Genomic DNA, 25,968 nt, shown 5'->3' with positions numbered 1-25,968 from the left:
TGAACGGTAATGTCATCTCCTGCTCCCATAAACTGGAAACGTAATCTGACCGTGGCCTGGGTCGGCTGTTTTTTAACTGGCGCGGCATTTAGTCTGGTCATGCCTTTTTTGCCTCTCTACGTTGAGCTACTTGGCGTTACCGGGCATAGCGCGCTCAACATGTGGTCCGGTCTGGTCTTTAGTATTACCTTTCTTTTTTCCGCTATGGCTTCACCCTTCTGGGGCGGCCTCGCTGACCGTAAAGGTCGTAAAATTATGCTCCTGCGTTCTGCACTCGGGATGGCGATTGTCATGGCCCTGATGGGCTTTGCGCAAAATATCTGGCAATTTCTTGTGTTGCGTGCGCTGCTCGGCTTACTCGGCGGCTTTATACCTAATGCCAACGCGCTGATCGCGACACAGATGCCACGAAACCGCAGTGGTTGGGCGATGGGAACATTATCGACGGGCGGCGTAGCCGGAGCACTGCTTGGACCGTTGGCTGGCGGTCTGCTGGCCGATGTATATGGGCTGCGGATGGTCTTTTTTATCACCGCCTCAGTTCTGTTTATCTGCTTCTTGCTGACACTCTTTTGCATTCGGGAAAATTTCACCCCGGTGGCGAAAAAAGAGATGCTCCACGCAAAAGAGGTTTTAGCTTCACTGAAAAGTCCGCGCCTGGTGCTAAGCCTGTTTGTCACAACGATGATAATCCAGGTCGCAACCGGGTCTATCGCGCCTATCCTGACGCTCTATGTTCGTGAACTGGCAGGTAATGTCGGTAATATCGCGTTTATCAGCGGCATGATAGCGTCGGTTCCCGGCGTGGCGGCACTAATGAGTGCACCGCGACTTGGCCGCCTGGGCGATCGTATCGGTCCGGAAAAGATTTTGGTTGCCGCACTGCTGATTTCTGTCTTGTTGCTGGTACCGATGGCCTTCGTACAAACGCCGTGGCAGCTTGGGCTACTGCGTTTTTTACTCGGTGCTGCTGATGGCGCGCTACTGCCTGCGGTACAAACGCTGCTCGTCTATAACACGACCCAACAAATTGCAGGCCGCGTATTCAGCTACAACCAGTCATTCCGCGATATCGGTAACGTGACCGGCCCGTTGCTCGGCGCGGCGGTCTCGGCAAACTACAGTTTTCGTGCGGTATTCTGCGTCACGGCGGGCATTGTCCTGTTTAACGCCTTTTACTCCTGGGTCAGTTTACAACGTCCTGCGCGCCAGAGGGTCGCTGACCGGATCATTGATGATTAACACCGATGACTGATTTTTTTGTTCGGGTACTTGCAAAACCTCATATTCAACTATTCTTTCCCTGAATACCTCGTCAAACCACAGGGAGAAACTTATGACTATGTACGCTACGCTCGAAGAAGCAATTGACGCTGCTCGCGAAGAGTTCCTCGCCAGTAATCCAGGCGTGGAGGAGGAAGATGCGAATGTGCAGCAATTCAACGTCCAGAAATACGTTCTCCAGGATGGAGACATTATGTGGCAAGCAGAATTCTTCGCCACAGATGAAGAGGAAGGCGAGTGTCTGCCATTGTTAACGGGCGAAGCCGCGCAAAGTGTGTTTGATGGCGAATTTGATGAGATAGAGCTCCGTCAGGAGTGGCTGGAAGAGAACACGCTGCACGAGTGGGATGAAGGGGAATTCCAGCTTGAGCCTCCACTTGATACCGAAGAAGGTCAGGCTGCTGCGGATGAGTGGGACGAGCGTTAATTATTCGTACGGGCCATGATGTGCGTCAATGGGCAGTAAGAGCGTATCGAACACCAGCGAGAATGGCAGGTCGAGTACGGTGACATAGCGCCATGCGGAGTCGCGAACATCCCATTTGACACCAGGGTAGTACTGATTGCCATGCCCCTGGCCTGGGATCGTCCGGCTGATGATGCTGCCACATCCGCTCAGCAGACATGCCATAAGCGCCACAATGACTATTCTCACTGACTACCTCACATACATTATTTACGTAATAAATATCCTCCGGCATAGCCGGAGGTTTTTCAGATGCGCCTGTAAGGCTCTGTTACCAGCCGCGCCCTAACAGGCGCATACGATCTGACATTTGCATCAAACTTCCTTACTTACGGCCCGTAAACGGGCTGCCCGGATAAGGGATCGACAACTGCTCACCCATTTTATCCTCTTCAAGCTGGTGCTTTATGTATTCCTGTATCTTCGCTGTGTTCTTCCCTACCGTATCCACGTAGTATCCCCGACACCAGAACTCCCTGTTCCTGTATTTGAATTTCAGATCTCCAAACTGCTCATAAAGCATCAGACTGCTTTTCCCTTTCAGATATCCCATAAAGCCGGATACGCTCATTTTGGGCGGGATTTCCACAAGCATATGGATATGATCTGCACAGCATTCAGCTTCCAGGATCCGTACGTTTTTCCACTCACACAGCTTTCTTAAAATGCTGCCTATCGCCAGACGTTTCTCTCCGTAGAACGCCTGTCTTCGGTATTTCGGCGCAAAAACTATGTGATATTTACAGTTCCATCGGGTGTGCGCTAAGCTCTTTTCGTCCCCCATCGGGACCCCCTTTTGATTTCTTGTTGAACTTTTGCAGTTGCCAGACCGCAAGCTGTTTTAACAAATCAAAAGGGGTTTTAATAACTGGCTTAAAGCTGAAAGCTTTCCGGAACCCCCAGCCTAGCTGGGGGTTTTCTATAGACAACAAAAAAATACCGGCCCTGGGGCCGGTATTTTCCTTAATGTCGGCTTACTTTGTTTTCAGGGCAAGCGGATTAAGCTTCACATCCTGATAAAAGTTAACCCAGGAGAGATATCTCTCAGGCGATGCCCATACGCGGTAGTGCATGCGCGCCATAGTAACCGGGTCACTCAGCAGCACCAGACGACGGTCACGGGTAAGCTTATCCGGGGTCTCGTTCAGCGCCTGCTCAACGTGACGCTCACGGGCTATCTCCAGAATATGCCCGCTACGGTGACGTGCCGTTGCCATTGCCGTTGCCAGCGCGTTAAACGACGGGTTGAACACCGCGTGCATAAAGCCATCTTCCAGTGAACGGCCACGGTTCAGTTCCAGATACTTGTCGGTGTCTACCAGCACCTGTGGCGGAGAGTACTCCTCCGGGATCAGGAACAGTTTCCAGCGCTTAGTGCGCAGGCCCGTCGTTGAACGACTGGAAATGACCGACACGAACGGAGAGAGGATCAGCGAGAAGACGATCGGCGCCAGCCAGAACAGGAAGCGCAAATCCAGCCATGCCATACCCACTGCCCATACCAGCCCCAGCAAAAGCTGAGAACCGTGGCGCATGAAGGCTTCGCCCCACGGAGTCGAATCATCGTCACGCTGCGGTGAGTTCCAGACCACTTCCCAGCCGAGGAATGCGCTGACCACGAACACCGTGTGAAACAACATACGCACCGGCGCCAGCAGTACAGAGAACAGCACTTCCAGCAGCAGGGAGAGCGTCACCCGCACAAATCCACCGTACTCTTTCGGCCCTTTGCACCACACCAGAATGATACTCAGCAGTTTCGGTAAAAACAGCAGGACCATTGTTGAGGCAAAGAGCGCGATAGCCAGTTCAGGGCGCCACTGCGGCCACACCGGGAAGAGCTGACGCGGTTGCAGGAAGTACTGTGGCTCCGTTAATGCATGTACCACCTGCAGTGCAGTCGACAAGGCCAGGAACATAAACCACAGCGGCGCGGACAGGTAGGACATGACCCCCGTCAGGAACACCGCACGGTGTACCGGGTGCATCCCCTTGACGAGGAACAGACGGAAGTTCATCAGGTTGCCATGACACCAACGGCGGTCACGTTTAAGCTCATCAAGCAAGTTCGGCGGCAGTTCCTCGTAAGAGCCTGGCAGGTCATAGGCAATCCAGACGCCCCACCCCGCACGACGCATCAGTGCGGCTTCTACGAAGTCATGCGAAAGAATCGAACCGGCAAAGGAGCCTTCACCCGGCAGCGGTGCCAGCGCACAGTGCTCGATAAACGGCTTCACGCGGATAATCGCGTTGTGACCCCAGTAGTGCGATTCCCCCAACTGCCAGAAGTGCAGACCCGCAGTGAACAGTGGGCCATACACGCGTGTCGCAAACTGCTGACAACGTGCGTAGAGCGTATCCATACCAGAGGCTTTCGGCGACGACTGAATGATACCCGCGTTCGGGTTCGCTTCCATCAAACGCACCAGCCCGGTCAGACAATCACCGGTCATCACGGAGTCGGCGTCCAGCACCACCATGTAACTGTACTGGCTACCCCAGCGACGGCAGAAATCATCGATGTTACCGCTTTTACGTTTCACGCGGCGGCGGCGGCGGCGGTAGAAAATTTGCCCTTCGCCCTGCACCTCGGCGATCAATTCCATCCAGGCTTTCTGCTCGGCAACGCAGATGTCCGGGTTGTAACTATCACTCAGGATGTAAACGTCGAAATGCTCACCGTTACCGGTTGCCTTAACCGACTCCCAGGTCGCACGCAGGCCTGCAAAAACGCGATCAACGTCTTCGTTACAGATAGGCATGATCAGCGCAGTACGGTGCTCAGGGTTGAGCGCCTCATCACCGACAGTGGAAGCGGAGATACTGTATTTATCCCGTCCTATCAGCAACTGTAAGAAGCCCATAAGCGCGGTCCAGAAACCGGCCGACACCCAACAGAACAGGACGGCGAACAGAATAAGGATCCCGGTCTGCAGCACATACGGCAGTAGCTGCATAAAGGAAACCCACAGATTCTGCCCCACCATGTCCGACGGGTTAATCAGCGCCCAGCCCTGGTAAGGCAGGATGGTCTTCATGTACCAGGTAGCGACCACGGTTTGTGACAGGGTCAGCAGCAACAGGATGTAACGGCGAATAGAACCCACCGTACGCCATTTTTGCTCGCTGGCCTGCTCTTCTTTCGTCAAACGCGACATATAGCGCGGCTGAACATCGCGACCGCGCAGCCGATCCCAGAAACGCCCAATCGGGTTGGTTCTCCAGGGATCAGGGAACATTGATGAGCGCTTCGCTTTCGGCATTGCCTCCAGTTGTGTACGCCCTTCATCATCTTTAACGAGTTGACCTTTCGCGAGGGAATCAGGCCAACTGTGTTCAAGACGCGCTTTCACTGAACCCAGCGGCGAATCATCATCACGAGTCCAGCTATGACGTTCCTCGTCCAGGGCTTCATGCACGGCACGAAGACTCTCTGTCGGCAGCGCTGCCTTTTCCGCATCCGGAAGCGGTAGCGCGTCGATATACTCAGTTGTCTTATTCATTGGAAGGTAGCTGATAGCTCCAGGTTTCACTCAGGGTCTTGTCACCATTGACCAGCGCAGCACGCATATCGGTGGTTTTCTTCGGATCTTTAACCTTGACGCGCAGCATTAAACGCCAGCCTTGCGTGACAGGATTATAGCGAACGGTGTTTTCAACGATTTCGCCATTATCACCGATACTGGCCTGCGCGGTGACGGGGGTGTCTTTCGGCAGTTGCTTCATATCCTGACCGGTGAAGTCCACCACAAAAGCCTGTGTGCCATCCGGCTGACGAATCAGGTTGGATTGTTTGACATCGCCAGTAGAGCGACGGGTCTGCATTACCCATGCGTTATCAGGCGCGTGCAGCTTGTCTTCATCGCGGCTAAAGGTGATGGTGTATTTGAAATTCATCTCCTTACCCGGTTCCGGCAGTTGATCCGGCGTCCAGTAAGTGACGATATTATCGTTGGTCTCGTCGTTGGTCGGAATTTCCACCAACTCTACCTTCCCTTTACCCCAATCGCCTTTCGGAGTGATCCAGGCGCTCGGACGCAGGTCGTAGCGGTCATCAATATCTTCAAAACGGGAGAACTGACGACCACGCTGCAGCAGACCAAAGCCCTGCGGGTTTTCCATGGCATAACTGCTTACCGCCAGGTGTTTCGGGTTATTCAGCGGACGCCAAATCCACTCGCCGTTTCCGGCCAGCATCGACAGGCCGTTGGAATCATGCAATTCCGGACGGTAGTTGGTTGCAGGCGACGGCTGCGACGGCCCGAACAGGAACATACTGGTGAGCGGCGCTACGCCCAATTTGCCCACTTTGTCACGCAGATAGACTTTAGACTGCACATCAACGACAGTATCGCGCCCTGGAATAATCACAAAACGATAGGCGCCCGTCGCACGCGGGGAATCCAGCAGTGCAAAAATGGTCAGGCGTTTATCCGTCGGTTTTGGACGTTCGATCCAGAACTCTTTAAAGTGAGGGAACTCCTCCCCTGACGGTAAAGCCGTGTCGATCGCCAGACCACGGGCGGAAAGACCATATACCTGGCCTGCGCCAATCACACGGAAGTAGCTGGCACCCAGCATACTGACGATTTCATCGTTTTTATCTTTATTATTAATGGGGTAGAGGACTTTGAAACCGGCAAATCCGAGATCTTTGACCGTGTCTTTATCGTGCTGCACGTTGCCAAAGTTAAAATAATCCGGGCTGTATTTAATTTTGCGAACAGCGGTAGCAGTCACTTCATTGATAGCAACCGGCGTGTCGAAGTACATGCCCTGGTGATAAAATTCAAGCTTAAATGGGGTATTAATGGCGTTCCAGTAGGCCTTATCATGGTTGAATTGAATCTGCTGATAATCCGCATATTTCATCTCACGGAATACGGACGGCAGATTGCTCTTTGGCGCTTCGTAACCTTTGCCTGCTAAGGATTGTGCCTGTTTTGCGACATCATCAATGGAAAAAGCCCAGCCTGATGACGTATAAAGTGACAACAGAACCGCAGCACCCAACCAACGCATTTTCATCATTCGTAATTTAGGTTTCATAATAACTAAGCACTTCCCCCTTTGTGTGCTTAAATCGATCCGATCCATTTTAATGGAAACTTTGGCATTCCGACAACTGAATCCCCGCTTTGTTCAGCGCGCTGGCTCAGTGAATAAGCAAATGAAACTAACCCTTTATCGTTTTGCGTACTTATCCTGGAGACAGTCTATCGGTCATAGTGTAGGGTTGATTAGGAATGTAATCATTATTTGTCTTATGGATAAGACGAAAAGTCTGAGAGTTAAAGGAGTCATATGAGCAGAATACCCGCACAACGTGAATATTTCCTTGATTCCATCCGCGCGTGGTTAATGTTGCTTGGGATCCCCTTTCACATTTCGCTGATTTATTCGAGTCATATGTGGCACGTGAACAGCGCACACCCCTCGTGGTGGCTGACCTTGTTCAATGACGCGATCCACGCCTTCCGTATGCAGGTGTTTTTCGTCATTTCTGGCTACTTCTCTTATATGCTTTATTTGCGCTACCCGCTACAACGCTGGTGGACGGTACGCGTCGAGCGCGTTGGTATCCCGATGCTGACCGCCATTCCCCTGCTCACGCTTCCGCAATTTATTATGTTGCAATATGTCAATGGACGCGCGCAGGACTGGCATACGTTATCGCTGTACGACAAATTTAACACCCTGGTGTGGGAATTGATTTCTCATCTCTGGTTTTTGCTGGTACTGGTCGTTCTCACGACGGTCAGCATGTGGCTGTTCCGCAGAATTAAAAGCAATGCGGCCCGTCTGCTCGACAACATTACGCTGGGCAAACTTTCCCTGGCGTTTCTGGCATTCGGCATCATTTACGCGGCATTCCGCCGACTCGTATTCATTATTTATCCTGATATATTGCGCGACGCGCTGTTCAATTTCGCCGTCATGCAATCGCTGTTTTATATCCCATTTTTCCTGCTGGGCGCGCTGACCTTCATTAATCCGCGCCTCAAATCGCTCTTTATTAACCCCTCCCCTGCCTGTTTTGTTGCTTCGCTTATCGGCTTCGTCGCCTATCTGCTGAATCAACGTTATGGCAGCGGTGATGGCTGGATGTATGAAACCGAATCGGTGATTACCATGCTGCTGGGTTTATGGATGGTGAATGTGGTCTTTTCGCTGGGCTATCGCATGCTGAATTTCCAGTCTGCCCGCGTGAGCTATTTCGTTAACGCATCGCTGTTTATCTATCTGGTACATCATCCGTTAACGCTGCTGTTCGGTGCGTGGATAACCCCACACATTCACTCTAACTTGCTTGGATTTACCACCGGCCTGGTGTTTGTCATTGGTTCTGCGCTACTGCTCTATGAAGCACACCTGCGTATTCCGGTGCTGCGTTTCCTCTTCTCGGGTAAGCCGGAAGGTAAAACCAGCAACACTCATGCGACAGCGCGTTAATCGCAGTGTGACTGCCTGAAAATCAGAGCAGCCACTCAACCGGCAGGCGTGACGCCAGTCGTACCAGCATCCGTTGCCAGAACCGCGTCTGCGGTTCTTTTTTCAATACCGTCTCCTTGCCGTTTTGCAACTCCACCCAGTTAATACGTCCCCAGCGATCAAGGCGTAGTTGCCAGGCTGCCGCACGCTGACTGCGCAAAAAACGATGGTGAATCCGTTGCGCCAGATCGGCGCTGTCGATCACAAAACCCATCTCGGTGTTCAGCATGGCCGAGCGCGGGTCAAAATTAAACGATCCGATAAAGACTTTTTCACCGTCGATACTGAATGTCTTGGCATGCAAACTGGAGCCGGAATTCCCGGTCAGCCCACGATCATGGACCGGGTGTGCCTCATCACGGGTTGGCTTAAGTTCATACAGTTCTATTCCGTGGCGAAGCAGCTTCTTGCGCCAGCGCGCATAGCCCGCATGAACCACTGAGACGTCGTTCGCCGCCAGAGAATTTGTAAGAATAGCGATACTGACACCTTTGCGCGCCAGACGAATAAGCTGGGCAACCCCCCGACGTCCTGGAACAAAATAGGCCGAGATAATATCCACCTGCCGTTCCGGCGTACCCATCACATTATTCAGACGCTCCGGTAACAAGGTATGCGTACGTGCTTTGCCCTGCCCTTTACGCGGGTCATCGCTCAGTAGCCGGGTCTTCGCCCAGACTATGGGGAGCGTACCGGACTCGAGCTGACTGGCAAAAGGGGTAGATTCCAGTTTGTTCCGGTAGCGCACTACGGTGATATCCTGATACCAGGACTCCGGCAAACGGATGCGCCCGGCGATCTCTTCGCGTGGCAAATCCAACACCGCATGCAGCGGCGACACGGACTCAGAGTGCCAGTAGCGGGAAAAATCGTCGCTGACATCACGCACCACCGGGCCTATCGCCATAACATCAAGGTCGGTAAATAATGGCTCTTCCCCGGCACCAAAGTAGGCATCTCCGACGTTGCGGCCACCGACCAGCGTCACCACACCATCCGCAGTAAAACTTTTATTGTGCATACGACGGTTGAGGCGCGCAAAATCGGTAAGATATCCCAGTGCTCGTAACGTGCGAAATGAGAAGGGATTGAACAGGCGAACCTCAATATGCGGATGGGCGTCAAGCTGGCGTAAAACATCATCCATGCCAAGCGTATTGTTGTCATCAAGCAGCAACCGGACGTGAACACCGCGATCCGCAGCCTCCACGAGCGCAAGTAACAGCAGCCGCCCGGACATGTCATCCTCCCAGATATAATACTGCACATCCAGGGTTCGCTGGGCCATTTCCGCCAGGCGATAACGCGCCACAAAAGCATCCAGGCTGTCATCAAGCGCCACCAGACCGCACAGGCCAGGGTGACCCGCGCACAACGGCGTGACAGCCCGTCCTAACCGCGTATCTGGCGGCGGGGTCGCAGGCTCTTGTGAGGGGAAATCAGGTTCATCGAATATTTTTATTGTCATAGCTGTCAAAGTATATCTGCCCGAGCCGCGTCTGGTGGGGTAGATAATCCGAAACGCATCGCCGCAGGCGTTCTACGCCTGCGTTCATTAACAAGAAAATGGGTCTGTAAAAGGAAAAGTATCGTAACGATGCACTGGCCATCCCGTTTTCCATAAAGCGCGGCTATCCGAGCCGCATACCATGACCAGAATGGTTTTCGTAAAGGCGATAATCAGCAACCTGCCGTCATTTTATCCTCCAGCTTTCGTCAGCGTTCCACGCTGTGTCAGTAGTCGCTGATACAGCCCGGCATTTTCCTCATCAAAGCAGACAAACACCACCCGACGTATTTGCGGATGGTCAGTCAGAAATGCCTCGACGGTATTAATGGCGATTTCTGCGGCGGCAGCTTTCGGATAACCATAGACGCCAGTGCTGATCGCCGGGAAAGCAATGGATTCGTAGTTATTGGCTTCGGCCAGCATCAGGCTGTTGCGATAGGCATCTTTCAGCAGGTGAACATCATGGTCATCTCCGCCATGCCATACCGGACCGACAGTATGCACTACGGCTTTTGCGGGTAAATTTCCGGCTGTGGTGATCACCGCATGTCCAGGCGGGCAATCTCCTTGCTCCTGACGTACACGCCGACAGGCCTCCAGCAATGCCGGACCAGCCGCACGATGAATGGCACCATCCACCCCACCACCGCCGAGCAGTGATGAATTCGCCGCATTAACGATAACATCCACGCTGACGGTGGTGATATCCCCCTGAATAACCTGCATTGTCGCTTGCATGTTTCTGCCTCGTGGCTTTCTCTTCTCTCAAGTGTAGCGCAGCCAGGTATGAAAATTGATCAGGCCCAGTCTGCATTATTTCGCATATTGGGCCTGTAAAAAGATCAGTTATAGGTGATGTCCATTACAGCCAGGGTATGCGCGGGGTTGAGGTAGTTAATTTTCATTGTCACAAGGTTGTCGAAGCCACTCTGCTCCTGGACAAGGTTTTTCAGGGAGAATTGTTGGGTTTTCGCCTGTCCCTGACGGTCACATGCCACCGTCGCACGGTGAGTGTCGACACGGATATCGCACGGGGTTTCGACAACGGCGCCTTCAAAATAGATAACACCGCCGGTCGCCGCCATCGCAACAGAGCTGCACACGGCGGCAGAGAAAAGAGCTGCTGGAACAAGCAGCATGCTGGAAGCTGACATATATACCTCAATAATGAGTGGTCTTTGCAGGTGGTGAGAGAGGCACCGCACAGACACCTGTTAAAACAAGATGCCAACTTTATTTATACATTAATTCACCAAATTTAACAGACATGAAACAAACTATTTTTTGAGAAACATTCATTAAATTAATAGGTTACAGCGTTTGTTGTGATGTCCAGCGCTGAGACAAATTCACTGACTGGCCATCCGTAACGGTCACCACGATGTCGACACTATCCTGCGCTTCAATATTCATGCTTAAGCGCATCAGCGATGTTGGTTGATTCGCGATAAATTGAACTGTCTTGCGTTGCTGGGTGCGACTCTGACCGCCCTCACCTTGTCGCGTTGCCAGAATCTGCACCTGACAGAGGCAATTTTCGGTGAGTAAAACCTGTGGGGTAATCGTATACATATCGCCGACACGGGTCGTGTCAAAGGTAATCTGGCTGGACAGCGCGGCAAGTAATAACAACGTATTCATAACGCCTCCCAAAAAGAAACAGGGCCGTAGCCCTGTTTCTTCAAATGATATGTCTGTTAGTACTGGTTGGCAGTGGCGTTATTGCCGAAACCAACCTGATGGACGTTCACGGTAGAGCCAGAAGCAGTCTGGTTAACCAACGCGCCGTTGCCACCACCATACTGGCTGACAGAAATTGTAGAATCTCTGCTGTTCCACTGGTCAATAGTTGCGCTGTTATGGAAACCATTTTGTGACAGGCTGATGGTGCTGTCATCAGAACCCTGGCCAACATCAGCACCGTTGCTTGAGCCATTCTGACGAATTGTTGTTGTAGAATCGCGAGCATCGGATTGCAGTGCCAGCGCGGAGTTGCTGCTACCGGTCTGGTAGATACTCAGTTCTGAATCCGGACCGCCATAGTTATGGCCGCCATGACCTGAGAACTGCGGGACGCTGCCTGCAAAAGCGCTGGCTGAAACGACGATCGCTGCTACTGCTGCCACTTTGAAAAGTTTCATGGTAAACCCCCATCGGATTGATTTTAAAGCCACAATGACATCAACGTTGTATAACGCGTATGTCCATTTGCGACTGTCTCTGGACAACGACTGCTGTTTTCTGTGTACCGTACTGAGTAATACTCGCCCTGTTACCCGACCCTTTTTGGATAATCATTGCGGTGTTGCCGTAAGCGCCTTGCGTAATATTCGCGTCATTAGCACTGCCTGACTGATCGATATATGCAAGGTTATATGCTCCTGACTGGTCAATTTTTGCCGAATTGCTCCCACCGTTCTGGGAAATAACTGACAATAACTTCGAGCCAGTTTGATTAATTTGTGCGTTGTTATTTGCACCGGATTGACCAATAATGGCCGCTTTATTGTAGGCGGCGGCACTTAATTCATTCACCGCCAGGTTATATTCCGAACCTGCCATATCATAACCTGCAGCGGCGGCGAACCCAGGTGCACCCAGCATTGTTAACATCATAAATAACAACTTGTTTTTCATGTTGTCACCCTGGACCTGGTCGTTTATTAAAAAAAAGCTCAAATATCTGTTCCGCTGGCGATAACACACTCAATTAATTTGTTAACGCTGCGTTACGGAAATCAGTATGGTCAGGTCGTAAAATAAAATATCTCACCCGTGATTCGTATTTTTTGCTCTCTAATTAATACCAAAGTATGAATATTCACACTGTTACAGTCATGCGTATATAGAGAGTGTATTTAAACCATTTTAAACAGATGGGTTTGCTTATAACAATTTGGTTGTAACGAAGTAATCAGTAAGTATGTTCTGCGAAGGAGATAACATTTTTTCGTTCGACCTTCACAATGCTTCATTTTTTTCGCTGCACAAATTGGACATCACCTCTCATACCAAAATCTTTGTAATGGCATGAACAATACTACTTTTTAACCACTATAAATATGCAATAAACACAATAACATATATTAATTTGTATGATTTTTTAAATGTGTGCAAGTATGATTCCGTGTACAACTTACCTATCAAAAATAAACAATAAAAAAACTCATGAGAAATATTTTAATATTTATTTTTACATTACGTTACATGTTTAACACTTGCTTTAAGAATGGCAATGACTAGATTGGAATTAGCAGCACTCATTTAGATTTATTAATTTCCCTTAATTGTTAGGGATTAAGTATTTATTACTACACACAGCAACACAACATCTGTCAGTACCTCTGGTTCCCCACCTTTCGGTGGGGAAGCTGCGGATGTCCTAAACGCGGGGTTTCATCATGTTCAGTGAAGTCCAAAGTTCGTACAATCATGTACTGTTGTTAATTACCAAACCCTCCTTGCAGGCAACAGCCTTGTTGCAGCATCTGAAACATTCTCTGTCGATGACAGGAAAATTGCATAATATTCAACGCTCGCTGGATGATATTCCCGGCGATTGTCTGGTGTTATTCGATATGATGGAGGCGGATAAGAAAATCATTCAATACTGGCAGGACATTTTATCCAGAAAAAACAATAACTTAAAGTTGTTGTTAATGAATACGCCGGATGAATATCCGTTCCGTGAAATCGAAAACTGGCCGCATATCAATGGGGTATTTTACGTCTCGGAAGATGAATCCCGCATGGTTGAGGGATTACAAGGGATCCAGCGCGGCGAGTGTTACTTTTCACAAAAGCTTGCCAGTTACTTAATTACCCACTCTGGAAATTATCGTTACAGCAGCTCGGAGTCGGCGTTGCTGACCCACAGAGAAAAAGAGATTTTGAATAAGCTGCGCATTGGCGCATCCAACATTGAAATCGCCCGCTCTCTGTTTATCAGCGAGAATACGGTAAAAACGCATCTTTATAATCTTTTCAAAAAGATAGCGGTTAAAAACCGAACTCAGGCAGTCTCCTGGGCCAACGATAATCTCAGGCGTTAATGCCATGAAACGCGCATCGCATTACCTTGCGGCAGCAACATTATTGCTCGCCGCCGGGAATCTGTACGCTGTCGAAGTGGAGATTCCCGGTTTATTAACCGACCATACGGTTTCTTCGATCGGACACGATTTTTATCGTGCTTTTAGTGATAAATGGGAAAGTACCTGGACAGGGAATTTAACTATCAATGAAAGACCAAGTGCTCGCTGGGGAAGTTGGATAACCATCACTATTAATCAAAGTGTTGTTTATCAAACATTTATGTTCCCAACGCGGCGTGATTTTGAAAAAAACGTTGATATTGCACTTGCACAGACACATGAAGCACTCGACCGTCGCCAAATTGATCAGGCACTACTGAGCACCCGCGATTTAGCGACAGATGAATTCTAAAACACGATAAATATCCGGAGGGTAACATGCGTATCGCATATGCCGTCATTTCATTAATGTTGATAACACCATTAAGTTGGGCGGGACAAATGACTTTTCAGTTCCGTAATCCTAATTTCGGTGGTAACCCTAATAATGGCGCATTTTTATTAAATAGCGCGCAGGCACAAAATTCTTATAAAGATCCCAGCTATAAAGATCTTGGCGTTGATAGCCCATCAGCGCTTGATAATTTCACTCAGGCTATTCAATCACAAATACTGGGTGGGTTATTAACAAATATAAATTCCGGTAAACCAGGTCGAATGGTAACCAGCGACTTTATTGTTGATATTGCCAACAAAGATGGACAGTTACAATTAAATGTAACTGACAGAAAAACAGGCAAAACGTCGACTATTCAGGTTTCAGGTTTACAAAACGGTTCAACCGATTTTTAAAGCATCGCCATTACAGGACAATAATCATGCAGCGCTTATTAATACTTCTGGCCGTGTGTTTATTAAGCGGATGCTTAACTGCGCCGCCAAAACAAGCCGCCAAACCTACGTTATTACCTCGGGCACAAAGCTATAGTGACTTGACACATTTGCCGCTGCCTTCCGGAAAAATATATGTGTCGGTGTATAACATTCAGGATGAAACCGGGCAGTTTAAACCCTATCCGGCCAGTAACTTCTCGACCGCCGTTCCGCAGAGCGCGACCTCCATGCTGGTGACGGCGCTAAAAGATTCACGCTGGTTTGTTCCACTGGAACGCCAGGGACTGCAGAATTTATTGAATGAGCGCAAAATCATTCGCGCAGCGCAGGAAAATGGCACGGTTGCAATTAATAACCGCTTCCCGCTCCAGTCATTGACCGCAGCAAATGTCATGATTGAGGGATCGATTATCGGTTATGAAAGTAACGTGAAATCGGGGGGCGTTGGCGCGCGTTATTTTGGTATAGGTGCGGATACGCAATACCAGCTCGATCAGATTGCCGTTAACCTGCGTGTGGTCAACGTGAGTACCGGGGAAGTGCTTTCGTCGGTGAATACCAGCAAGACTATTTTGTCCTATGAAGTGCAGGCCGGGGTATTCCGCTTTATTGATTATCAGCGTCTGCTGGAAGGCGAGGTGGGCTACACGGCTAACGAACCGGTCATGCTTTGCCTGATGTCAGCGATTGAGACAGGGGTGATTTTACTGATTAACGACGGTATCGACCGTGGGCTTTGGGATCTGCAAAACAAGGCAGAAAACAAAAACGAAGTGCTGGTTAAATATCGCGAGATGGCGGCGATGCCTCCGGAATCCTGACAGCAAACGTAGAAAAAGCGTGACGGATTAAATCGTCACGCTTTTTTTTGTTCTTTTGTCATTCCACCAGCGTTACGGGCTGCGAGCCACAGACCGCTGTTTTTCATGGCGTAACCAAACAACAACCCGACCACAAGCGAAGGCACTATCATGCGCCAGTCGCCCTGCCCCGCAAAAGTCGCGCACGCGCCAATGAAGGTACCCGGAACGAAAGAGAGCAGCAGATTTTTCGCCTGGGCACACATCAGAAACGCCACCAGCCCGGTCATGACATACCCTACAATCTCCAGATGCGGAGCCAGTGCGCTACCGTGAATAATCACCAGCGCCCAGGCTACCCCGCTCATTAACGTGCAGGCAGAGATTAAAAGCCCTTTAAGACCACCTTGCGGACAGGCAAAGTAGGCGGTACAGCCAAGGAATCCGGCCCAGCCGATCAGACCGAGAGAGACGGCAACCCAACCCCAGAGACCGGAGAGAATACCTGTTGTTAATGCAATAGAGAGGAGAATGTTCATGGCGCGCATCTTAGCAGATACGCACCTTATTTATGTGACAGGAAGCGCAATAATTGCAATATCACATTTCATGTTGCAGTTTAAATGTGATTAAAGTCACATTTATTCCTCTGCGGATTCCTGCAACTCATCCCACATGGCAGACAGAGCATCACGCGTCAGAGGCGCCATAGTACGCCAGAACGGGGTGGTAGCATGCGCCTCCACTTTGCCGAGGAAAGTGCCACACCACGGCAGCAGATACTCTGCAAACAACGTTTCCAGCGCTTCACTTTCATCTTCTGCTGACTGATCTTCAAGCCAGGAGGCGGCCAGCAGCAACGTACCAAAATGGTCCGCAGGTGCGTCTGTCAGTGGCATACCGCGAGACGAGAGAAATGCACGCACTTCGGCCTCCGTAGCTCCATCCACCCACGCGCTACGATACGGGGAAACGCGGCATTCGTTGCCGACAAACAGCGCGTTGAAATCAGCGGCCAACGCCTGCGCATCACAATTTTTTTGCAGACGCTCCAGCATTTCATCCTGCTCCAGCGGCCAACTTTGCGCCAACTTCCCTTCACGGATGAGGGTATAGAGCGGCACGAGTAAGGGATCCTGTGGCTGACGATAAAAAAGTGAACCCAGTACGCGGCAAAGGATGGAAAATTCGTTCATGCAATGATTCCAGTGGCTAATTAAAAGTCGTCAAATTCAGTAATGGGCGTCATTCCGCGCGCTTCAAGGAAGCTCAGCATCCGGCGCGGTGTAACATTCAGAATACGGTCTTCCGGGAAGTTGACCTCATCAAGGATTTCACGGCACTGCGCAAATTCACCCAGTGTAAATGCTGTATGCGAGTCAGAACCCAGCGCAACCCACCCGCCCGCATCACGCACGGCAGCAGCAATCGCACGGCAATTCGCTTCGCTGCCTTTCCGCGAATGAAGGAAAGAAGAGTTGTTGATTTCCAACGCCACGTTGTACTTCGCGGCAGCAGCGGCAATCGCCGGGATGTCGACAGGATATTTTGGATTACCCGGATGACTGATGATATGCGCATAGCCATTCGCCATTGTCGCAATCATCGCCTGAGTATTGGTGTCTTTATCCTGTGGGGCAAACACCGGTTCGTGAAAACCCGCAATAATCAGATCCAGCGAAGTCAGCATAGGACCGCTACAATCGATTTCACCTTCAATATTTTTGATGTTGGCTTCAATGCCGCGCAGAATGCCTACGCCATCCACAACGCGTGGCCAGATACGCATGTTGATGAAGTGCCAGTAGTGTGGCGCATCTTCCATGTCAGGGCCATGATCGGTAATAGCGAAAAGCTTAATCCCTTTTTGCTTTGCTTCGGTAATGTAGTCTTGCAGGGTGCTATAGGCGTGGGTGCTGGCGACGGTATGCATATGCAGGTCAACGGGATACATGAAACTCTCCTGTAGTTGTTTCTGCAAGGATAGCAGTTATCGCCGCCATTTTTAATGAAAAACCCGGCCTGACACGTAAGTGTCATTAATAACCGCGAATGCGATCGACACGACCTTTCACGCTTTCGCCACGTTCATGTTTGTCGATCACAGTAGCAATAAAAGCAATGGCCTCATCTGCACGGGTGGTGGCCGCAATATGCGGCGTCATGGCAACACGGGGATGTGCCCAGAGCGGATGGTCGGCTGGCAGCGGCTCGCGACTAAAGACATCCAGCATTGCTCCTTTGACTTTGCCGCTATTAAGCGCCTGCAGAAGATCGTCTTCAACAACGTGAACACCGCGCGCCAGGTTCATAATATAGCTATTGTCCGCCAGTTGGTTTATCACGCTCAGGTTAATAAGTCCCACCGTTTCTGGGGTGTTAGGCAGTAAATTGATCAATATACGTGTTCCGTGCAGAAACGCGCCAAACTCTTCCGCCCCTGCAAAACTGACCACGCCCGGCAGATCTTTACGTGACCGACTCCAGCAGCGCAGTGGAAAACCCCAGGCATTCAGGCTGGCGGCCACTTTCGCCCCAAGTATTCCAGCGCCAAGGATGCCAATGGTAAAATCTTCACGCCGATATTCTTCCAGCTCCAGCCACCTGGCCTGCTGTTTTAATGCCTGGTAATCATCAAAGCGACGGAACCAGTGCAGTACCTGGCTCACCGCATATTCCTGCATCTGCACCCCCATGCCAGTATCTTCCAGGCGAAATAGCGGGATGTGTTGTGCCAGCATTTCCGGATGCGCCTTGAGCTTACTCAGAATAGAGTCGACCCCGGCCCCCAGCGCAAACACCCCTTTCAGCTCACGGCCACGCAGCATCTCAACAGGCGGATGCCAGACCAGAGCATAATCGGCAGGGCCATTATCACCCTTGCGCCATTCACGTACGTTCGCGCCGGGTAATGCCTTGCGCAATGCTGGTAGCCAGGCGGCGGGATCGAAGGTCGGGTGATAAAAGATAATCTCCATTTCTGCTCCAGATTGATGGTGTTGTTTCCCGGTAAATGTCGGGTTTATTTGCCGTTTTGTTAGATGCTTATGTTCACACATCACCTTAGCAAATATCACTGAAAGTCTTCATAAAAGTGTTTCGCGGGGAAAAAAGCCAGTTTCAGAACATTTAAGAAGCAACTTGATTGAAGTTTGTCTAAACGCGCTAATTTATTGAAAAAGAAGATTGACGGAAGTGCCGGTTTTCCCTACATTAGCGCCCGTCCCGACAACATCGGGAAGACAATGTGGTGAGGTGTCCGAGTGGCTGAAGGAGCACGCCTGGAAAGTGTGTATACGGCAACGTATCGGGGGTTCGAATCCCCCCCTCACCGCCATATTCTGATCGCATGTTATTAATTAACATGCGCTTTTTCTTTTTTACGTCTTTCCGGTATGCCATCCAGTATGCCATTGTCGTCTGGCTTGCGCTGGCTCACTTGCGAAGGCATCGGACAGGGCACTCCCCTTTCATCTCGCTGCCAGTGCTCCCGGATAGTGCCTAGCGATGATGCCATTCAGTTTATCGACCAACTCTGGTCGCTTAAAGGTTATATGGGCTGTGCCTTTCTGAAAGTATTTGATCGCAAACATCTCATCTTCATAGCGGGTACTGTGCCTGTTCTCATGGATATGATCGCCGAGACGACGGGTAACGTCAGCGCGGTTATCGGGAACCGGCTTGCCATCCAGAAGCATCAGCATACGTTCAAGGTCTGCCAGGCGGTCACGTTGCCAGCCCCAGTTAATCCCAAATCCCCATCGGTCATATTTGACCAGTCCCGTCACGATGATTTTCGCGCCAAACTTACAGGGGCAATTGGTCTTAAAATCCCAGCTAAGCCCTTTAAATACGTTGATGACTCCCCGCTCAAACACCTCACCTTTATTCAGATGCAATTGTTTGAATGTGCTCAGGATATTCGCTTCGCTGACTGACGGAATATCTTCTTTCTCAAGACTGTTATACCACTGGTCGCGTGCCAGGGCGTCCATGAGCGAAAGCATCCCTGACTTTTGCATCAAATCCCGCCATATACCGCGATCGAGATTGCGGGTAATAGCTTTCATCGCCACGTCTGTTTTCTCCATCAGCCAGCAATCGTAACGGTATTGCCGTCCCCCCCATTCATTGGCTTTTCCGCCGCCGATGCTGCCAGTTAGTGTCGAGATATCGTCAAGTTGTTGTATCAGCGTTTCAATCTGTGTAATCGAGGTATTACGTCCGGTGACGATGCGCTCAATGCTGGTGGAACAAAGCACGTCGGTGTGGCCGACTAAAACCTCGGGTTCTGTGAGGGTAAGGTCTGACATCATTTCTGTCCTCTGTATAAAAGCAAAGCGCCAGCCGATAAGGGCTGGCGCTTATGCAGGTGTGGTGAGTACGGTTCGGAGGGCTAATCTCTTCTGGCCTGTTGCAGAAGCTGCAGATGGTGGACATCGCGAACGTTCTGTAATGCCTGTTCAATACAAGGCAACAGGGCTGCAGAGTCAGTGTTATCTTCGTCGTTATCGAAGATAATCTCACTGCCACAATCAATATTGTCCTTCAGCCAGCCAATCAGAATTTTGAGAGCAGCTTCAGTGGTTAATTCTGGCATTAGTACGCCTTGTGGTGATTGAGGCAGGGCTACCAGTCAAAAGTGGCAAAGTCGGGTAGCAGTTCACCAAAGGCATCCAGATGAATGATGCCAGCGGCGTAGTGACGGATAAGCGTCACCACTAACCGGCGGCAGGCTTTCGACAGACCGAGGCGTTTGAGGCGTAAAACCGGAAATGACCATGCGCCCAGGTAGAGCAGATAACCCGAGCCGGTATAGCTAATCCATTCCGACTCGCCAAAGTCTTCATGCTGGTGTGAAAGGGTAAACAGCAGAGCATTGTCTTCCGCCGTGATATGCGCGGTGCTGCACTGAATGCAGTTAACGCGGGCGAGGGGCGGCAGCGGATCTTCCACGATCAGTTTACCAGGCTCGTCAGCAACGCGAAGCGAATACCCGTTGTCACAGACCACATTGATCAGGTCAGCCAGTTCAATACCATCAATATCTACAACGATCCGGCCTATATTGAGGGCCAGAACGTTGATGCTATCGGCTTCCACGTTAACGGACAGCTTCACTGGACCTCCCCGCTGTATTTACCGGTGGTGAAGTCGGTAACGGCTTTATACCCGCTGCGGGTATAAAGCCCGGTAGCCTTACGGGCGCGAAGAATATCAATGCTGCTGATAAACGGAGGCTGCTCTTTCACGCTGAAACCGGGGCGGTCAGTACGTACCAGGTCGTACTTTTCCACGATAAAATTCACCGCGTCACACACTGAAATACCCGCATCAATGTGCTTCTGGATCACACCTTCGTTGCTAAACGGTGTGTCGTTCAGCATCAGACCGTAGTGTTGTTTCAGCAGATACTTCAGTAATTTTCGCCAGATTTCGACTGACGACAGACGTGACGAGGCCGCCCTATGAGGGGACAGGGATTGTTTTTGCATGGTTTGCGCTCTTTATTGGTTGGTTAAACTCAGGAAAAGCGTCCGGGATTTATGCAGTTGTTGCAGATGTCGGATAAATTACGATGAACAAATAGCCACAGGAGCCGAGCGTATCGGCCTCACATATCAGCCCTTTTGCGTGGAGCATAATGCAGCGCTGAATGTGGGGTGTGAGTTCACTGCTGGTCAGCATCAGCTCCATCTGTTTCATCAGTACCGGAAAGGCCTGGTCCAGATGGCGTAAATCCGCGTCGCTGAATGTCCCGGTGATGCTGGCCCGGTCGGCCAGGTAATGCAGGCGGTTGCCCTCCTGGACCAGGCGTGCGCCAAAGCACGGGGTGATATCGCGTTTCAGCCCCCACCACGGCGCTTCGGTGTGGTGGCTGGCTGTCGGTGTTTTATTCGACAATGTAGCGCTCCTTAAACGTGGGTTAATTCAAAGTGACACAACGCAGGGTCACATACGGGCCGTTGCGGTCCTGACGGCGTTCAGCGAAGACGGCCAGTACGCCGCTGATATCCTGCACCTCGCGACCCGCGTAGTGGCAGACGCTGCCGGACCATTTATATTTCCCTGTGCAAAACCGGAATAAGCGGGACTGCGGGTGCTGGCGGTAGATTGTCATCGCCTGACGCTTGCTGATGATTTTCATCACTGTTATCTCCTTACAGCCAGCCGCGTTCGGCAAACGAGACAATATCCATCCCGCCGACAACCAGATGGTCCAGCAGGCGAATGTCCACCAGGGCAAGGGCCTGTATAAGGCGTTGCGTGACAGACCGGTCTGCCTGGCTGGGTGTGGGGTCACCGGAAGGATGGTTGTGGGCGACAATCACCGCCGCCGCATTGAAGTACAGGGCGCGTTTGACCGCCTCGCGGGGATGGACTTCTGTACTGCTGATGGTACCGGTGAACAGGATTTCATGAGCAATAAGGCGATGCTGATTGTCGAGATACAGCACCATAAACACTTCACGTTCCAGTGCTGCGAGGTGCAGGCGCAGCCAGTCACGGGTGGCGCTGGTGGACGTGAAAGGTGCACCCGGCTCGCGCAGGTGGTGCTCAAGTAACGATAACGCCCGTTTAACCGTCCGTTGAGTTGTTAACGGTAAGGCGTTGCATGTCGGGGAATATGATACGGGCATGATGCTCTCGCGGGTCAGTGGTGGACAGTAAATAGAGGCAGGGGCTACTGCGGCCGGGAGGGGGACCTGCCATACAGCTTATGGGCCACGGTGAAGGCCGGGTTCATGGTTTCGAACCATGCCCAGACTGTCGTGATGCCGGTACCTGCCGGAAAGTGTAAAAAGGGTTCGCTGATAACCACGTCATCCTCATCCTCTTCGACGGGGACCTGTGTCAGCGCGTCCCACAGGGCATCAAGCCGGGACAGTGCAGCGTGTTCCATTTTTTCTCAGTCAATAATGGTGAGAATGGCGCGGGCTTCGGCGTGCTGCAGGGCGTAATCCCGCAGCCGGTCGTAATGCCCGGTCATGGCGCTGCACATCGTGCGGCAGGCATGATGACTGTATGTCAGCAGGCAGACGGCAATGCCAGCGGCTTCTGCACTCATGACCGCATCGTTACCGTTCATACTGTTGAATAATGTCCACGGGTCACCGTCGCCGTCATCCGGCTCAGGCACCATAAAGGCCCCGCCGTTGCTGAGGGTGTAAAACTGCCAGATACCACCCTGGTAATCCGTGCAGAAACGGTCCATCCACGCGAAGATACGGGGCTCCAGGGTTATCCAGTGTGGAATGCCCCCGAAGTGCAGTGGCCAGAAGGCAATACGTTGCTCATCAGGGACAGGCGTGCACGTGATGCCGTCCGTCTCAGGGCATGGTGACGTTGTTGATTCAGCCAGGGGGCGGGGGGTATTGAGTATGTTGTTCATGTGATGTCCTTTTATTGGCCGGAGAACGCGTTATTCAGATGGAGTGACGGGCAGGACTGTGCATAACCATCCTCATCACAGCATGAGGGCCAGAGCCCTTCTGTCAGAAATACTCTGCACAGGCTGAGTTCGCCGGGGCGATACAGAAGGTGTGAGCACCGGGCGCAAAGGTCGTCGTCAGAGATGGAGCGGCAACCGGGCTCACCGGTCAGGGGGAGCGGATATGGCGTGACCGGTATCACGCCATCCGGAATATGCGGCATTAACCCAGACTCTCCAGCAGGCTTTCCGCCATAACCCACAGGGCGCGGTTGAGCTTCACGTCGCCATCGATACCCTTTACCGCCCGGGTGTGCGAACGCTTCCCTTTCGCGGTTCGCCCTGACAACCCGCCTTTAATCAGGTTCTCCTGAATACGCTGGTAAGTGGTCCACAGGTCGTTGCTTTTATCCTGCCAGCGGCGGTGGCTGAGGACCTGGGATTCGGTAACAGGGTGATGCTCTTCACCAAAGCGATACGTCAGTGCCGCTTTTGCCATCGCCTGCTGTGCCGGTGGTGGTAACAAAAGCGATTCCATCGCATCGCGCTTCTCCTCCACCCGGTCAAATATCCTCAGTACTTCCCAGGCCCCTTCAATGACTTTCTCCACCACATTGCCTTTATGGGGCACACGCACCTCGCCAAAACTTTCACCACAGACAAGACCGTTCTGACAAACAAAACGGAACAGACCCGGTAACATCTGGTATGAGCTGGAGCCATCATGGCTGTTGAGCAGGATGATTTCGGGCACCTGTTTACCTGTTATCTGGCCTTCACGTCGCAGGCGCAGCATGTGCTTCGTGTGTTCGCGTTTGTTCAGGTCACGCACGCGTGTCTGGCAGGCGAAGAATGGCTGGAAGCCTTCGCGCTGCAGGTTGTCGAGCAGGGTGATGGTCGGGATATACGTGTATCGCTCTGAGCGTGATTCATGCTTTTCTTCACTGAACACACTGGGCACATAGTGCGCCAGCTCATTACGGGTTAACGGACGGTCGCGGCGAACAAGGTTCACCGCACCAAAGCGGCTGGCTAATTTCATGGTTATTTCCTTTCTGAAAGACAAAAGAAAACGCCCCGCTCGGATGAGCAGGGCGCTGAGGATGTGTTACTGATATTTTAAAGGTTGTGGATAAGACTTACGGAAGGGCAAACTTCGGTACGCAGCCGTTATTGCCAAATTCAGGAATAACAGCGCCAGCACCTTTGAGCGTAAACGCTGCTGGTTTCGCACCGGTACCCGAGACAATGACGTTCCTGCCGCTACGTAATTTGTTCCATGCCCACATCAGATTGTCTGAACCCACATGGGATTCGCTTTCGCTGATATTCGCTTCTTCTTCGCTATCAATTTTCATCTTCAGCTTCTGACCGCTGTCCATCCTGACCTGATGGCCGTTCACATCAGTGAAGATAATGGTCGCTGGCTGTGAGCCGGAACTATCGCAGGCCAGATAAAGTTGTGATTGCCCTTTACCGAGGATGGTGTATTCAGACGTTCCCTGCGCATAGCCACTTACCCAGCTATCACGGTTGCCAAACGCATGCGAGACAGAAGGCGTCAGCACTGAAGCCAGTAAAAATGAAATAATCAGTTTATTTTTCATTGGAGTGTCCTGTCAGAAGCCAGCCATATTGCCCAGGGTGGTGATAATGAACAGCAGGCAGGCCATAAAGATAATGAGGGTGATGTACCAGCGGGTGAACTTACCGAACAGACGAAGAAATGTTTTCATGTGCGGTCCTTTGCAATAAGCCAGTACAGCAGCCCCGCCAGTATCGGGTCGATTATCAGACCGAGAATGAACCAGCCCCAGAACGAGCGTCCGTTAGCGGACGCCACGAAACCCAGCAACAAGGCCAGACCGCCCCATAACAGAATTAACGGCATATACTTTCCTTAATGCGTGACAATCCCTGCAATACATCGCATTGATTTTGATGGTTAAAATTAACAAATCACATAATGCCCTGTGGATTATGTGGCTACCGGATTAATCATGTACAACGATGAGTATCGATCGGATCGATCGACAAAATCGATCGTAATGAAACAAAGAAACTTATCGAAAACGGCAAGGCCGCTCATCGAAAGCGAAGTGACTAGCTGAAGAAAAATCCCCACAGGGAGCGTGCTGCGCGGGCGACAGTGTGTGTTGCAGCCTGCAGTGCAATGCGTGCCACCTGTGGTAGCGGGGCCAGGTCAATAACCTTATCGATAACGTCCACCACGGCATCGCCAAAGCTGCTGCTGGCGGTGCTGATGATACTGGTAGTGCGATACCCGTTCTGCAGGTGCGGCACAAGTGGACTGCGGGCCTGCTTTGGGAGCAGGGTAATCATGGCCTCCACCAGACGCGACAGACGATAGCGCCCCCTGACCGAAACCGGCAGAATATCCTGCTCAGCGATACCTAACTGCCGGGCCACCGCCTGCTGTTTCTGCGCAATACGCTCGGCCTGTAACGCCGAGGGCTGGGCGGACGGCCAGTTCCACTGCTCGGCGGGGTCGGTTTTGTCCACCTGGTTGAGCACCCATAACACCGGCGGCTGCGGTCCGCTGTACTGCGCGAATACGTCCTGATGAAACTGCTCTTCCACCGCATAGGCGCGGTCATCGGCCTTGAGTACCCACAGCACCATATCGAGTTGTGGCATGAGGTCACGATACAGTTCACGGTATTCACCATCACGGGTAACACTCTCGCCCACACCGGGTAAATCAACCAGCGTCAGGAAGTGATTACCGAAACGTAGCCGGACACGCTGTGGCTGACGGGTGCAGGCTTCCACGGCATTGACAGTACAGACTTCGCTCCGGAACAGTGCGTTACACAGCGAGGATTTGCCGACGCCGGTTTTCCCCATGATGCCAATCACCGGTTCATACGTAACGAGTAGGTTGAGCTCCAGCAGCAAATGCTGGCGTAGCGCGTGTGGATAACGCCGCAGATGGCGACGGATAAGGGTATAACCCGAGGGATGTTTCATATCGGCCTCTAAATGAAAAAAGGCCATCCGGTGGGGATGACCTGTTGGATTAAAACGGGTGGGGA

Annotated in this window: 34 protein-coding genes and 1 tRNA gene; 8 read left to right on the top strand and 27 right to left on the bottom strand. The window is 51.4% G+C overall.

The annotated features are described in order from the left end of the window. Positions 1-9: 9 nt before the first annotated feature. Both mdtG and ACS0RQ_RS10520 read left to right on the top strand, forming a co-directional pair. A complete protein-coding gene (mdtG, locus tag ACS0RQ_RS10525) occupies positions 10-1,242 on the top strand; it encodes a multidrug efflux MFS transporter MdtG (protein ID WP_271849090.1) in 1,233 nt (410 codons plus the stop codon). Positions 1,243-1,336: 94 nt separating this feature from the next. After that, on the top strand, positions 1,337-1,711 hold the full coding sequence (locus ACS0RQ_RS10520; protein ID WP_271849091.1) for a MysB family protein: 375 nt from the start codon (positions 1,337-1,339) through the stop codon (positions 1,709-1,711). Here ACS0RQ_RS10520 and ACS0RQ_RS10515 read toward each other — a convergent pair whose 3' ends face one another. The 4 genes from ACS0RQ_RS10515 to mdoG form a co-directional block, all read right to left on the bottom strand. Beyond that, complete coding sequence (locus ACS0RQ_RS10515; protein ID WP_233473607.1) at positions 1,712-1,915, bottom strand: YceK/YidQ family lipoprotein; 204 nt, start codon at positions 1,913-1,915, stop codon at positions 1,712-1,714. 160 nt (positions 1,916-2,075) lie between these two features. Then, the gene (tnpA, locus tag ACS0RQ_RS10510) at positions 2,076-2,534 is read right to left on the bottom strand and encodes an IS200/IS605 family transposase (RefSeq protein WP_038918153.1); all 459 of its coding nucleotides are present in this window, start codon (positions 2,532-2,534) and stop codon (positions 2,076-2,078) included. A gap of 190 nt (positions 2,535-2,724) precedes the next feature. Then, positions 2,725-5,253 (bottom strand): glucans biosynthesis glucosyltransferase MdoH, encoded by a 2,529-nt coding sequence (gene mdoH / locus ACS0RQ_RS10505; RefSeq protein WP_271849092.1) that lies wholly within the window; start codon positions 5,251-5,253, stop codon positions 2,725-2,727. Next, complete coding sequence (mdoG, locus tag ACS0RQ_RS10500) at positions 5,246-6,781, bottom strand: glucans biosynthesis protein MdoG (protein WP_103245499.1); 1,536 nt, start codon at positions 6,779-6,781, stop codon at positions 5,246-5,248. The genes mdoH and mdoG overlap by 8 nt, the downstream gene beginning before the upstream one ends. A 273-nt stretch (positions 6,782-7,054) precedes the next feature. Here mdoG and mdoC point away from each other — a divergent pair, with 273 nt between their 5' ends. Then, a complete protein-coding gene (gene mdoC / locus ACS0RQ_RS10495) occupies positions 7,055-8,203 on the top strand; it encodes a glucans biosynthesis protein MdoC (RefSeq protein ID WP_271849093.1) in 1,149 nt (382 codons plus the stop codon). Positions 8,204-8,225: 22 nt separating this feature from the next. On the opposite strand, the gene ACS0RQ_RS10490 is transcribed toward mdoC, so the two are convergent. The 6 genes from ACS0RQ_RS10490 to csgB form a co-directional block, all read right to left on the bottom strand. Continuing rightward, complete coding sequence (locus ACS0RQ_RS10490; protein ID WP_334634602.1) at positions 8,226-9,710, bottom strand: phospholipase D family protein; 1,485 nt, start codon at positions 9,708-9,710, stop codon at positions 8,226-8,228. Between the two features lie 231 nt (positions 9,711-9,941). Further along, positions 9,942-10,490, bottom strand: coding sequence for an O-acetyl-ADP-ribose deacetylase (gene ymdB / locus ACS0RQ_RS10485; protein WP_271849095.1), 549 nt, complete (start codon positions 10,488-10,490; stop codon positions 9,942-9,944). Positions 10,491-10,594: 104 nt separating this feature from the next. After that, positions 10,595-10,906, bottom strand: coding sequence for a YmdA family protein (locus tag ACS0RQ_RS10480; RefSeq protein WP_271849096.1), 312 nt, complete (start codon positions 10,904-10,906; stop codon positions 10,595-10,597). Positions 10,907-11,063: 157 nt separating this feature from the next. Then, a complete protein-coding gene (csgC, locus tag ACS0RQ_RS10475; RefSeq protein ID WP_110296067.1) occupies positions 11,064-11,393 on the bottom strand; it encodes a curli assembly chaperone CsgC in 330 nt (109 codons plus the stop codon). A gap of 56 nt (positions 11,394-11,449) precedes the next feature. Then, entirely contained in the window at positions 11,450-11,893 is a 444-nt protein-coding gene (csgA, locus tag ACS0RQ_RS10470; RefSeq protein WP_041851773.1) for a curli major subunit CsgA, read from the bottom strand. A 40-nt stretch (positions 11,894-11,933) separates the two neighbouring features. Beyond that, a complete protein-coding gene (gene csgB, locus ACS0RQ_RS10465; protein WP_271849097.1) occupies positions 11,934-12,389 on the bottom strand; it encodes a curli minor subunit CsgB in 456 nt (151 codons plus the stop codon). A 764-nt stretch (positions 12,390-13,153) separates the two neighbouring features. Here csgB and csgD point away from each other — a divergent pair. From csgD to csgG, 4 genes are read left to right on the top strand one after another with little or no spacing between them, the layout of a single operon-like run. Next, positions 13,154-13,804, top strand: coding sequence for a biofilm master transcriptional regulator CsgD (gene csgD, locus ACS0RQ_RS10460; RefSeq protein ID WP_271849098.1), 651 nt, complete (start codon positions 13,154-13,156; stop codon positions 13,802-13,804). A 4-nt stretch (positions 13,805-13,808) separates the two neighbouring features. Beyond that, positions 13,809-14,198, top strand: a complete 390-nt coding sequence (gene csgE / locus ACS0RQ_RS10455; RefSeq protein ID WP_271849099.1) for a curli production assembly/transport protein CsgE — start codon at positions 13,809-13,811, stop codon at positions 14,196-14,198. 26 nt (positions 14,199-14,224) lie between these two features. Then, positions 14,225-14,638: a curli production assembly/transport protein CsgF gene (gene csgF / locus ACS0RQ_RS10450; protein ID WP_193793777.1), complete on the top strand. Its 414-nt coding sequence runs from the start codon at positions 14,225-14,227 to the stop codon at positions 14,636-14,638. Positions 14,639-14,664: 26 nt separating this feature from the next. After that, positions 14,665-15,501 carry a curli production assembly/transport protein CsgG gene (gene csgG, locus ACS0RQ_RS10445; RefSeq protein WP_193793778.1) on the top strand — a complete coding sequence of 279 codons (837 nt, stop codon included), beginning with the start codon at positions 14,665-14,667 and terminating at the stop codon, positions 15,499-15,501. 35 nt (positions 15,502-15,536) lie between these two features. Here the strand turns inward: csgG and ACS0RQ_RS10440 are convergent, their stop codons facing one another. The 4 genes from ACS0RQ_RS10440 to ghrA all read right to left on the bottom strand — a co-directional run bounded on the left by ACS0RQ_RS10440 (position 15,537) and on the right by ghrA (position 18,458). After that, a complete protein-coding gene (locus tag ACS0RQ_RS10440; protein ID WP_271849100.1) occupies positions 15,537-16,019 on the bottom strand; it encodes a DUF1097 domain-containing protein in 483 nt (160 codons plus the stop codon). Positions 16,020-16,121: 102 nt separating this feature from the next. Next, positions 16,122-16,676, bottom strand: a complete 555-nt coding sequence (locus ACS0RQ_RS10435; protein ID WP_271849101.1) for a TorD/DmsD family molecular chaperone — start codon at positions 16,674-16,676, stop codon at positions 16,122-16,124. A gap of 20 nt (positions 16,677-16,696) precedes the next feature. Then, positions 16,697-17,434, bottom strand: a complete 738-nt coding sequence (locus tag ACS0RQ_RS10430; protein WP_271849102.1) for a phosphatase — start codon at positions 17,432-17,434, stop codon at positions 16,697-16,699. Between the two features lie 85 nt (positions 17,435-17,519). Continuing rightward, the gene (ghrA, locus tag ACS0RQ_RS10425) at positions 17,520-18,458 is read right to left on the bottom strand and encodes a glyoxylate/hydroxypyruvate reductase GhrA (protein ID WP_271849103.1); all 939 of its coding nucleotides are present in this window, start codon (positions 18,456-18,458) and stop codon (positions 17,520-17,522) included. 271 nt (positions 18,459-18,729) lie between these two features. On the opposite strand from ghrA, the gene ACS0RQ_RS10420 reads away from it, so the two are divergent. After that, positions 18,730-18,817 (top strand) — tRNA-Ser (locus ACS0RQ_RS10420). 133 nt (positions 18,818-18,950) lie between these two features. Here ACS0RQ_RS10420 and ACS0RQ_RS10415 read toward each other — a convergent pair. From ACS0RQ_RS10415 to ACS0RQ_RS10355, 13 genes are all read right to left on the bottom strand, one after another. Beyond that, entirely contained in the window at positions 18,951-19,793 is an 843-nt protein-coding gene (locus tag ACS0RQ_RS10415; RefSeq protein WP_103278987.1) for a DUF4942 domain-containing protein, read from the bottom strand. A gap of 83 nt (positions 19,794-19,876) precedes the next feature. Next, positions 19,877-20,080, bottom strand: a complete 204-nt coding sequence (locus ACS0RQ_RS10410; RefSeq protein WP_103278986.1) for a DUF957 domain-containing protein — start codon at positions 20,078-20,080, stop codon at positions 19,877-19,879. A gap of 29 nt (positions 20,081-20,109) precedes the next feature. Next, positions 20,110-20,601, bottom strand: a complete 492-nt coding sequence (locus ACS0RQ_RS10405) for a DUF5983 family protein (RefSeq protein WP_103278985.1) — start codon at positions 20,599-20,601, stop codon at positions 20,110-20,112. Then, complete coding sequence (locus tag ACS0RQ_RS10400) at positions 20,598-20,975, bottom strand: TA system toxin CbtA family protein (RefSeq protein WP_103278984.1); 378 nt, start codon at positions 20,973-20,975, stop codon at positions 20,598-20,600. The genes ACS0RQ_RS10405 and ACS0RQ_RS10400 overlap by 4 nt, the downstream gene beginning before the upstream one ends. Before the next feature lie 49 nt (positions 20,976-21,024). Next, positions 21,025-21,384: a type IV toxin-antitoxin system YeeU family antitoxin gene (locus tag ACS0RQ_RS10395; protein WP_103278983.1), complete on the bottom strand. Its 360-nt coding sequence runs from the start codon at positions 21,382-21,384 to the stop codon at positions 21,025-21,027. 22 nt (positions 21,385-21,406) lie between these two features. Then, positions 21,407-21,628, bottom strand: a complete 222-nt coding sequence (locus ACS0RQ_RS10390; protein WP_103281213.1) for a DUF987 domain-containing protein — start codon at positions 21,626-21,628, stop codon at positions 21,407-21,409. A 13-nt stretch (positions 21,629-21,641) separates the two neighbouring features. Beyond that, a complete protein-coding gene (gene radC / locus ACS0RQ_RS10385) occupies positions 21,642-22,121 on the bottom strand; it encodes a RadC family protein (RefSeq protein ID WP_103281214.1) in 480 nt (159 codons plus the stop codon). A 44-nt stretch (positions 22,122-22,165) separates the two neighbouring features. Further along, positions 22,166-22,384 (bottom strand): hypothetical protein, encoded by a 219-nt coding sequence (locus ACS0RQ_RS10380; protein ID WP_103281215.1) that lies wholly within the window; start codon positions 22,382-22,384, stop codon positions 22,166-22,168. A gap of 6 nt (positions 22,385-22,390) precedes the next feature. Further along, positions 22,391-22,873, bottom strand: coding sequence for an antirestriction protein (locus ACS0RQ_RS10375; protein ID WP_334634616.1), 483 nt, complete (start codon positions 22,871-22,873; stop codon positions 22,391-22,393). A 262-nt stretch (positions 22,874-23,135) separates the two neighbouring features. Further along, positions 23,136-23,954: a DUF932 domain-containing protein gene (locus ACS0RQ_RS10370; protein WP_236906478.1), complete on the bottom strand. Its 819-nt coding sequence runs from the start codon at positions 23,952-23,954 to the stop codon at positions 23,136-23,138. Between the two features lie 97 nt (positions 23,955-24,051). Continuing rightward, entirely contained in the window at positions 24,052-24,519 is a 468-nt protein-coding gene (locus tag ACS0RQ_RS10365; RefSeq protein ID WP_103278982.1) for a YfjT/YkfB family phage-associated protein, read from the bottom strand. Positions 24,520-24,644: 125 nt separating this feature from the next. Next, positions 24,645-24,803: a hypothetical protein gene (locus tag ACS0RQ_RS10360; RefSeq protein ID WP_045413303.1), complete on the bottom strand. Its 159-nt coding sequence runs from the start codon at positions 24,801-24,803 to the stop codon at positions 24,645-24,647. 212 nt (positions 24,804-25,015) lie between these two features. Further along, the gene (locus ACS0RQ_RS10355; RefSeq protein ID WP_243207500.1) at positions 25,016-25,903 is read right to left on the bottom strand and encodes a GTPase family protein; all 888 of its coding nucleotides are present in this window, start codon (positions 25,901-25,903) and stop codon (positions 25,016-25,018) included. Positions 25,904-25,968: the final 65 nt, after the last annotated feature.

The organism is Phytobacter diazotrophicus, from assembly GCF_052061655.1.
Taxonomy (GTDB): Bacteria; Pseudomonadota; Gammaproteobacteria; order Enterobacterales; family Enterobacteriaceae; genus Phytobacter; species Phytobacter diazotrophicus.
The sequence above is the reverse complement of the archived record's forward strand: the minus strand, read 5'-3'. Positions and strand labels throughout refer to the sequence as shown.